The following is a 9739-nucleotide window of genomic DNA, read 5'->3' as shown; positions in this document are numbered from 1 at the left end:
TTCCAGTTTTCAGGGTGTAATTCATGTGGGTAACGTTTCAAGTAGACGTGATCTTACGTGAAGTACAGGCTGCATTTGGCGATGCAGTAACCTGAAAAAAATACTGTGAAGGAATACGCACAAAAGTGCAGTACTCCAAAGCAGGCATAAGCATTTGTGAATCAAATGCACGTTTGGTGGCGATAGCGGAGGGGTTCCACACGTACCCATCCCGAACACGACCGTTAAGCCCTCCAGCGCCGATGGTACTTGGACCGAAGGGTCCTGGGAGAGTAGGACGCCGCCAAGCAAAATTATTACTGGTCCTTGCGCATAGTGTGCAATAGGTCCAGTACTATTTTTGTAATGGGCTTTTATACAGTATAGCTGTTACTACAAATATTCCCTGATAGCTCAGTTGGTAGAGCACTCGACTGTTAATCGAGTTGTCACAGGTTCGAGTCCTGTTCGGGGAGCCATATGGAGAGGTGTCCGAGTTGGCCGAAGGAGCACGATTGGAAATCGTGTAGGCGCCAAAAGCGTCTCGAGGGTTCGAATCCCTCTCTCTCCGTTGATTTTTACATCATGGCTGGGATGAGAACCCATAAGGGGTTCGTCGAAGCATTCGCATCGATAGCATTACATCGCAGTCTCGAGCAAAGTGAGAGTATCCCTCTCTCTCCGTTGATTTTAAGAGTCTAATCCAGTTAGCTACTAGCTAACTGGATTTTTTGCTTTTTACTAATGTATTTCAGCGATATATTTTTATTTAATCTGAGATAATCAATTTTGTCAGCATATCAAAGAAATTGCTATTCTTCACTAAAAACACCCAAAGCCGAGATACCTGGCTTTGGGTGTACAACTAGAACATAATCATTGATGAAATATTTAAAAGTGGCTATTCACCTAATGGAAGCTTTGACTGGCCGATCGGTGTTCCATCCAATACGCAATGGATCGCATGTGCTACGCCATGCTCAAAGTTCTTGAGCGTTACGGCTTGAGCAATTTCCTGAATATCAGGAGCTGCATTTCCCATAGCGATACCAAGGCCTGCCATTTGTAGCATGGATACGTCATTGTAATTATCTCCAATGGCTGCTGTGTCATCCATGGAGATGCCCATGGATGCGGTCAGTCGTGCTAGAGCATTACCCTTAGACACATCTGGGTGCTGCATTTCAAAATTGTGCTCAGATGAAACGACCATAGCAACATCTTTACGACCTGAAAAGTAGTCGCGCCCGTGATTCAGTTCTTCTGGATACAGAGAGAAGGCCATGATATTGTAGATGGATGCGTCTTTTGGAATATCCAGATAAGAGCCAACCCGATGGAAATGGGGCTTCTCATAGTGCTTTTTAATGCTGCGGATCATATGTTCCGTATACTCACCTGGCTGATTACCCAGGAGGCGGTCCATTTCTGCGAGCATTTCTTCATTTCTATTGAGGGGAGCGTAAAGTCCGCGGTCGGTGGAGGCTTCATAATAATATCCTTGCTCATCGAGCCACTGCATGACAGATAGCGCCGTATCTCGCTCAACAGGAAGATGGTACAGCAATGTGCCATCCATATCGTGGATTGTAGCACCGTTGGAGGCGATGACGGGTGTTTTAACCCCGCCGTCCTTAGAGATCTCTACTACATCCGCATAAATTCTCCCCGTTGCAATTGCAATGTGAAGTCCTTCCTGCTGTGCCCGGTGTATAGCTGCAGCGCTCTCAGGGGCAATACGGCTATACAGATTTAACAGTGTTCCATCTAAATCGGTTGCGAATAATTTCATGGTGAACAGCTCCTCTGCTTATAATTCAGGAATCAGGATTTCAACCTGTTGCTTCTTCAGGAATTCTCTCCATTCATAGGAGAGAGGTTGATCAGTAATGAACAAATGTACATGTGACCAGTCGGCAAATCGATACATCGAACGACGGTTAAGCTTGGAGTGATCAGCCAGAACGATGACTTGCTCAGCTTGCTGCATCATTTTGTGCTTAATCTTGCCGTCCTCTACCCCTGAATATAGCCCTTGTCTTGCCACGCCTCCAACCCCAATAAAGGCTTTGTTCACATAATAGTGATCCAAAGCTTCAAACACAGAAGGGCCATATAAATATCTTTGCTCTTTTTGGAGTCTGCCGCCGAGCAGATGAATATCTACAGCAGAATGGTTAGATAAAGTATCTGCAGAGTGAATGGAATTAGTGATTACAGTACAATCCTTCTGGTGAAGGTACTCTGCACACGCTTGGACTGTCGTAGAGGAATCGAGGATAATATGATCTCCCTTGCGTACGAGTGCGGCAGCTAGCTTGCCAATAGCTCTTTTCTCTTCGGATACGTACTGAAGGCGATCGTTATAGCTTCTATACTCTCCGTGAGCAGAAGGAAGAATCGCTCCTCCACGGGTTCGAACAAGGGCATCCTGTTCTTCAAGCTTGATTAAATCTCGCCTTGCTGTATCCCTGGAGACATCAAACAGCGTTACGATGTCATCGGCTGAAATACGTTGGTGTTTTCGCAAGTATTCCATAATGAGCTGCATACGTTCTTCTTGAAACACAGAAGACCTCCCAGCATTCGTGTGTAATATCGCTACATCTTATTAGTTAATTATAAGTGAATGTAATGAGTTGTGCAATTTCATAAGTGATTATGCAACTTTCAGGATTTACTTCAATACATAACACTGTGTAACAAGATTCTCTACGAAGTTAATATGTCATTGGAATCCCATCATTATAATCTGCAGGTTTGCTTGTGATATAAAGATGTATGTTAAAAGAATGATAAATTATAGATTCTAAATAAATATTCAATTGGTTAGAAAAAAAGTTGCATATTTCGTTCCAGTTTGATATACTCATAAATGTTGCTACAAGATATTCACTAATTGAGGCCCGTTGGTCAAGGGGTTAAGACACCTCCCTTTCACGGAGGTAACAGGGGTTCGAATCCCCTACGGGTCATAAGGCTATTTCATAGCCGTTGAAAGATGAGAGTACCTGAGAGTTCGTCGGAGGATAAGCTTTGGAAGGATTACATCGCAGTCGACTCACATGGTGAGGCGCATCCCTACGGGTGATACATAACATGGAGGCTTAGCTCAGCTGGGAGAGCATCTGCCTTACAAGCAGAGGGTCGGGGGTTCGATCCCCTCAGCCTCCACCATAATCAAATATCGCGGGGTGGAGCAGTTCGGTAGCTCGTCGGGCTCATAACCCGAAGGTCACAGGTTCAAATCCTGTCCCCGCAATTATCTTTCAAGTGATTGAAAGTGCCTCATGGAACTGTGGTGTAGAGGCCTAACATGCCTGCCTGTCACGCAGGAGATCGCGGGTTCGAATCCCGTCAGTTCCGCCATTTATATTTTAGAGTACTGCGAGAATTAAATAAGTATTTTGCGGACGTGGCTCAGCGGTAGAGCATCGCCTTGCCAAGGCGAGGGTCGTGGGTTCGATTCCCATCGTCCGCTCCATATGTCCCCTTAGCTCAGCTGGATAGAGCGTTTGACTACGAATCAAAAGGTCGGGAGTTCGAATCTCTCAGGGGACGCCATAATTTTATATGCCGGCGTGGCGGAATGGCAGACGCGCTCGACTCAAAATCGAGTGGGAAACCGTGGAGGTTCGAGTCCTCTCGCCGGTACCATAATAAAAACTAACGCTCATTGGATAATAATCTGATGAGCTTTTTTATATTTGTATAACTTCACTCATTTTCTCGGCAGACGCGATTTTTGTACTATATTCCAGGTGCGAATAAATATTGGCCGTTGTTGAGTAATCACTATGTCCCAACCATTCTTGTACTTCCTTCATACTAACACCCTTTGACAATAGTAAGCTTGCGCAACTATGACGTAGATCGTGAAATCGAATATGTGGCATCCTAAGCTTCTTCAAGGTTAGATTAAAGTTTTGACTAATGTAGTTCGGTTTTATTCGATCTCCTAATTCATCCACGTAGATATAGTCCAAATAGTCTCTGCAGTACGATTCTTTGAACTGATGCTGGTTTATATCCTGTCGATGCTTTAAGCGTACTAGAAGGTCATAGAAGGTGTCTACGAGTGGAAGTGTACGGCGACTAGGCTTGTTCTTTGTCCTGTCTTTTTCAATAGTGATATACTTTCCGTTTAGCGAGCCAGTAGTGACCGTATGTTTGATTGTAATCGTTCGATGAATTAAATCAATCGCTGACCACTTTAGCCCCACGACTTCACTTCGCCTCAAACCATAAAAGGCAGCCAGTATAACACCTAATTCTAATTTTCCACCTCTTACATTCTCTAAGAGCTGATTTACCTGCTCTGCACTGTAGGCTTTACCCAGATAAGGCTCCTTTTTAGGACGAATAACTTTATCAGCAGGGTTGGTATCTATTCGTTCAGTTATGAAGGCATGCTGAAGCGCCGAACGAATATTGGCGTGATAATGAATAGCCGTGTTAGCTGAGAGCTTTAACTCATTAATGACGTAACCGTAGAACGCTTGGATGTCTTGCGGCTTTAACCCTTGAAGCGTAATACCTTTCTCCCTGAAATAGGGGACAATACGGACCTTAACAGCATTTGAATAGGAAATATAGGTGATAAGCTCAATACTTGGCTTAAGGGTTCAGGCTGAACGTGAATCCGTTACCTGTAAGTAGACCGTTTGCTTGCTGATTCTGTTCGAAAGGAAATGACACTGCGATACATGTTTCTTCCTTCCCGTGAGATATCTCGGGCGATTTGAGCGACTTCTTGCCAGGATTGAAAGGTTTGCAAGCCCCCGGCTTCATTTTTCCAAAAAGACCATGCGGCAAGTTCTCATGTCGGACTGCACCGGGGCGTGTAGCAATGTAGCCGATATGAACGTAATTGCTGACCGGAGTTTTGTGGTGGTTGGGGTGGAAAAAGCGCTGCTTATAAATCAGGACCGACAGTAGCATCACCTCCGCGCAATCGATCAATGTTCTGCTCAAAGGCATCGCCGGAGAGAAACAGCTTTTCGGCATCGGTCAGTTTCATCTTGGTGTACTCCACAGCAAGCTGCCGGGCCTTCTTTTCGATCTCGCGAAAAGTCGTATAGCGATTGGTGTCGATGAGATCCGTAATGATGGCTATGGTAGAATAGTACGCCGCGGCAGACATGATAAGGTCTTTGCTGGCAAGTCCAGCCAGCCGATTGCTGAGTCCACCGATAGCGATATTGATCTCCTGACGGATGATGGTGGTGAGGAAATCAATCTCCTGTGTGTAGGACTCGATGGACATTCCTTTCTGGACAAAGGCTCGTACCACATCTGCCATGGTGAGATGCTTGGAAGCCGCATATTTTTTGAGCGCTTCGTATTGTTTCTTGGGGAGCTTAACGGTAATTTGTACAGTCTTTTCGGGTTGGGCCAAGGGCTTCACCTCACTTTGGGCAATCTATAAACGAAATTCGATTGTCGGGGAGAAACATCAAAAAATGTCGGTGGAAGCTCTGCTTCCACGCGGTTTCTTACGCCAAATGACATTTGGCTATTCCTGCCTTTACACCACTCCCAAGAGTCCAAAGGGCGGGCCTCTTGGAGAGTAGAAGAGCAGAATGCTTATCAAATGAGAAAAAGATGTGTGACTCACATCAACATTCCTCCCGTGGCAGAGTTTCTGTTACGTTATAAGGATATATAAATAAACGTGTAGCTGGAGTGAAATAGCTTGGATTTTAGCTAATTGAACGATATACTACTTATATTGAATTGGTGTATAATTACAGGCGTTTTTTTCCAAGTCACCACTGTGGAGGTTTGAATACATGAAGATTGATTTAGAAAAAATAATAGCTATTTCCAAAGTAAACCAAAATTTTTCCGAAGCTGCTCGATTAACGGACGAACTTGGCTTGCTCACGATTATGAAGAACAGTAAGCCCAAGTTTGTATTAATGACTTTTGAGAAATTTAAAGAATACGAGAAGGAAATGGAATAAATTTAAAGATACTCTAATAATATATTTAAGTAAAAATGAGGAATGAGCTAATGAATAAAAAGTGCCAGGTGTTTACTCCAGTAGAAGCAGTTAAGAAGTTGCTAGAAGTAGTAGGCTATGAAAAAGACCTGTTCGGAAAAAGGATTATTGAAAACGCTTGTGGCGATGGTAACATTCTGACGGTTATTGTCGAAAGGTACATAACTGATTGTTTAGAGCAAGGATTATCTCTGGATAAAATAAAATTAGGACTACAGAATGATATATTTGGAGCTGAGTTAGACGAGGGGCATTATAGAAACTGTATAAATAATTTGAATATAATTGCAGAAAAGTATGGTCTTGATGGAGTCAATTGGAGTATTTTGAATGTTGATATTTTAAAGGAAGAGTTTGATTTTAAATTTGATTATGTTGTAGGAAACCCGCCATATATTACTTATAAGGATTTAGATGAGGAAACCAGATGTTTTGTAAGAGAGAGTTATGAGGTGTGTAAAGAAGGAAAGTTTGACTACTGCTACGCTTTTATTGAAGCAAGCTTAAAACTACTTAATGAGAATGGAAAGATTTCGTATTTAATCCCAAGTAGTATTTTTAAAAATGTATTTGCACACAATTTAAGAGTGTATCTTCTCCCATTTTTAAACCAAGTATATGATTACCAAACAATAAAACTATTCGATGTGCTCACTTCATCCGCAATAATCGTATGTGATAAGGGGAACGTCGTAGAACAAATTGAATACATTAATTTGGACAAGAGAGTTTCCTATAAAATCAACAAGGCTAACCTAATTAATAAGTGGGAATTTGTTGATAAGAAAAAAAGTATACAAGGAAAGGTAGCAAGATTCGGGGACTATTTCAATGCATCAATTACTATTGCAACGCTATTAAATGAAGCATTTGTTTTAAAAAATTTCAAGGAGATAAGATCGTTTGAAGAAAACGGGCAAAAATATATTCAAACAAAGGATTTCATAATAGAGGAAAATTTGTTGAAAACTGCTGTTAGCCCTAGATCTTTAAGCTATAATAAGAAAGAGTTTATAATTTTCCCCTATTTATACAATCAGGGTTCTTTAGTTAGGTATACTCAAGAAGAATTTGAGAAGAAATTTCCTTTTGGAACTAGATATTTGAAATCTTTTTTTGATAAATTACAAAATCGAGCTTCTGATAAGAACGTAAAGTGGTTTGAGTATGGAAGAACACAGGCATTGGCACACCTAAATCAAGAAAAACTATTAGTCTCAACAGTAGTAACGAAGCAAGTGAAGCTATACGATATTTCTAAGCAAGATATTCCATACTCAGGCATCTACATTACAAAGAAAACTGATTTGGGGTTGGATTTTGCAAAAAGAGTATTAGAAAGTAACGAGTTCTTTGAATACGCTAATAGTATTGGAATAAATGCGAGCGGGTCGTCATTTAGGATTACTGCAAAAGATATTAATAATTACTTATTTAATATTGAGGAGGTGTGATGTAAGAAGATGAATCTTGAAAAGTTAAATTATAAGATTTCGTCTAGAGCCACAATTTTATTAGGGAGAGAAAGTGTTTCTAAAGTTGATGGGGCAGTTATTGAACTTGTGAAAAATACGTATGATGCAGATGCACTTATGTGTTTTGTCTGTTTTGATATTAAAAATGACTGTATCTACATTTTGGATAATGGTACTGGCATGACTCGAGAGACCATAGAAGATTATTGGATGCTGATAGGGACAGATAATAAAAGAAGTGAGTATCAATCTAAGCGTAATCGAATCAAGTCAGGTGAAAAAGGAATTGGACGCTTTGCACTGGACAGATTAGGAAGTAAATGTGAGATGTACACCAAGAATGAGGCAAGTCAAAGCCTTATTTATTGGGAAACTGATTGGAAAAACTTTGAACAAACAGGTAAAACCTTAGATCAAATTAATGCTAACTTAGGTTATTTGAGTGCGGATTTAGAAAGTGTTATCCCTAGGGAAATTCTAAGTGACATACAGGATGTAGATAAGAAGGACATATTAGATGAAACAATCTCAATTAAAACTGGTACATTACTTAAGATAAGTGGTTTAAGAGATCGTTGGACAACAAAAGCAATCAATAATATTACTAATTCAATGGGATTTCTAATCCCCCCGGCGGAACAAAAGGATTACGTAATTTGCATAAAGAAATCTCTTGAAGACGATTATGTAGTTATTGAGAATGAGATTTCAGAAGAGTATGACTACAAAATTTCTGCCGAATTTGATGGAGAAAAATTTATCGTTGAATTAGATAGAAACGAGTTTGATCTAAACAAAATACCCTCAGAAGTTTTCGAATTGGAACATTTTCAAGATTATCCTTACAGGTACGAAGACTTTAAAGCGAAGATATTTAAGTTTGAATTTACTATCCCTGAACTAATGAATACGGAGCAAGTTGAACATATTGAATTTGTAAAAGAAATTGGTCAATTTAAATTTAACTACATTTTCATGAAATTATCACTGCAGGAGGATTCTAAAGATACGTTTTTTTATAAGGAAATTAGTAAAAAAAGAGCACTATGGTTAAAAAACCATGGCGGTATAAAAATCTATCGAGATCATTTTTTGGTTAGACCATACGGCGATCCCAATACTGAAGCATATGACTGGTTAGGATTGGATGCAAGAATAGCAAACAACCCCGCAGGTATTTCCCATAAAAGTGGGAATTGGCATGTGCGTAATAAGCAGGGGCAAGGAACTGTTTTAATTTCAAGAGTAACAAATTCATGTATTCTTGATAAGTCAAGTCGAGAAGGAATTATTGAGAACGACCACTTTTCAGTATTCAGAAATGTAATTAAGAACATTATTACTGTTTTTGAACAAGATAGAGCTTATATTGGTAGAGGAATGAAACAGTACTCTGACATTATCAGTGAGAGAGATACAACCAAGCAAGAAGGTAAAGAAATAGCCAGTAAGGTTCTACATGAGAAAAATGATGAAAATGGAGAATCTGCTTCCCCACCTAATCCAGAGGAAGTAAAAAAACTCGCTAAGACAGTCCAGTATCTGGAGGAGGAGCGGGAAGAATTAATTAGCGAGATAAAGTTATTAAGATCTTTAGCTACCAATGGTTTAATTACAACATCAATTGTACATGATTTGAAGGGCATTAATGCAAGATTAGTAAACCGGGTTGAAACATTGCAATATGTTATTCAAAGCAACATTGAAGGAATGATTTCCCGTCATTTAAATGATCTTGGTAAGGACGATACATTTCTCAAATCTTGGATTACTGTAATAACAAATCAAATCAAAAAAGATAAGAGAAAAAGATTAAAAAGAGATCTTTATCAAACTATTCAAGATATTATAGATGTGATGGAACCGATACTGGCGCAAAAACAAATAACAGTTGATTTTAATTTCGACGAGAAACAAGTCCATAAAAGAATTTTTGTTGCAGATTTTGAAAGCATTATTTACAATTTGATAATTAATTCTATAGAAGCATTTGAAAGAACTAAAGTATCAGTACGCAAAATTGCAATATCGCTGGAAACTGATAAGGATTTTACAATTCACTATAATGATAACGGCTGTGGCTTAGGAGAAAAATTTAAAAATCCTTACGATATCTTTAAGTTTGGAGCTACAAGCAAATATGATAAAGATGGTGAGCAAATAGGAACTGGGCTGGGGATGTATATTGTTGCTTCAACAGCCAGAGAATATAATGCACAATACATCATAACCGAAATAAACAATGGTTTTGGTTTAGATATTAAATTTCCTTTATGATTG

At 39.8% G+C, this 9739-nt stretch carries 7 protein-coding genes, 9 tRNA genes and 1 rRNA gene; 13 read left to right on the top strand and 4 right to left on the bottom strand.

What is annotated here, in order from left to right:
• Positions 1–172: 172 nt before the first annotated feature.
• The 3 genes from rrf (at position 173) to K331_RS0122205 (ending at position 550) form a co-directional block, all read left to right on the top strand.
• Positions 173–289 (top strand): 5S ribosomal RNA (rrf, locus tag K331_RS0122215).
• Positions 290–382: 93 nt separating this feature from the next.
• Positions 383–458: transfer RNA gene (locus K331_RS0122210), tRNA-Asn, on the top strand.
• Between the two features lie 3 nt (positions 459–461).
• Positions 462–550 (top strand) — tRNA-Ser (locus K331_RS0122205).
• Positions 551–880: 330 nt separating this feature from the next.
• Here K331_RS0122205 and K331_RS30215 read toward each other — a convergent pair.
• Together K331_RS30215 and K331_RS0122195 are read right to left on the bottom strand one after the other, a co-directional pair.
• A complete protein-coding gene (locus K331_RS30215; RefSeq protein ID WP_036635576.1) occupies positions 881–1771 on the bottom strand; it encodes a Cof-type HAD-IIB family hydrolase in 891 nt (296 codons plus the stop codon).
• Between the two features lie 18 nt (positions 1772–1789).
• Entirely contained in the window at positions 1790–2548 is a 759-nt protein-coding gene (locus K331_RS0122195) for a DeoR/GlpR family DNA-binding transcription regulator (protein WP_028591969.1), read from the bottom strand.
• Between the two features lie 334 nt (positions 2549–2882).
• On the opposite strand from K331_RS0122195, the gene K331_RS0122190 reads away from it, so the two are divergent.
• The 7 genes from K331_RS0122190 (at position 2883) to K331_RS0122160 (ending at position 3636) form a co-directional block, all read left to right on the top strand.
• Positions 2883–2954: transfer RNA gene (locus tag K331_RS0122190), tRNA-Glu, on the top strand.
• 126 nt (positions 2955–3080) lie between these two features.
• Positions 3081–3156: transfer RNA gene (locus K331_RS0122185), tRNA-Val, on the top strand.
• Between the two features lie 11 nt (positions 3157–3167).
• Positions 3168–3241: transfer RNA gene (locus K331_RS0122180), tRNA-Met, on the top strand.
• A 30-nt stretch (positions 3242–3271) separates the two neighbouring features.
• A tRNA-Asp gene (locus K331_RS0122175) sits at positions 3272–3348 on the top strand.
• A gap of 40 nt (positions 3349–3388) precedes the next feature.
• Positions 3389–3463 (top strand) — tRNA-Gly (locus tag K331_RS0122170).
• 3 nt (positions 3464–3466) lie between these two features.
• Positions 3467–3543: transfer RNA gene (locus tag K331_RS0122165), tRNA-Arg, on the top strand.
• A gap of 11 nt (positions 3544–3554) precedes the next feature.
• Positions 3555–3636, top strand: a tRNA-Leu gene (locus K331_RS0122160).
• Positions 3637–3680: 44 nt separating this feature from the next.
• On the opposite strand, the gene K331_RS30210 is transcribed toward K331_RS0122160, so the two are convergent.
• Positions 3681–4541, bottom strand: coding sequence for a site-specific integrase (locus tag K331_RS30210; RefSeq protein ID WP_226383672.1), 861 nt, complete (start codon positions 4539–4541; stop codon positions 3681–3683).
• A 353-nt stretch (positions 4542–4894) separates the two neighbouring features.
• Positions 4895–5377 carry a hypothetical protein gene (locus K331_RS0122145; protein ID WP_036635574.1) on the bottom strand — a complete coding sequence of 161 codons (483 nt, stop codon included), beginning with the start codon at positions 5375–5377 and terminating at the stop codon, positions 4895–4897.
• Positions 5378–5771: 394 nt separating this feature from the next.
• On the opposite strand from K331_RS0122145, the gene K331_RS32010 reads away from it, so the two are divergent.
• The 3 genes from K331_RS32010 to K331_RS0122130 are packed head-to-tail and all read left to right on the top strand — an operon-like array spanning position 5772 to position 9736.
• Positions 5772–5945, top strand: a complete 174-nt coding sequence (locus K331_RS32010) for a type II toxin-antitoxin system Phd/YefM family antitoxin (protein WP_156897700.1) — start codon at positions 5772–5774, stop codon at positions 5943–5945.
• Between the two features lie 50 nt (positions 5946–5995).
• Positions 5996–7438, top strand: coding sequence for an Eco57I restriction-modification methylase domain-containing protein (locus tag K331_RS0122135; protein WP_028591966.1), 1443 nt, complete (start codon positions 5996–5998; stop codon positions 7436–7438).
• A gap of 9 nt (positions 7439–7447) precedes the next feature.
• On the top strand, positions 7448–9736 hold the full coding sequence (locus tag K331_RS0122130) for an ATP-binding protein (RefSeq protein ID WP_028591965.1): 2289 nt from the start codon (positions 7448–7450) through the stop codon (positions 9734–9736).
• The last annotated feature ends 3 nt before the right edge of the window (positions 9737–9739 follow it).

The organism is Paenibacillus massiliensis subsp. panacisoli DSM 21345 (genome assembly GCF_000426545.1).
In the GTDB taxonomy this organism is placed as follows: domain Bacteria; phylum Bacillota; class Bacilli; order Paenibacillales; family Paenibacillaceae; genus Paenibacillus; species Paenibacillus panacisoli.
This window is presented reverse-complemented; position numbering and strand designations above follow the sequence as displayed.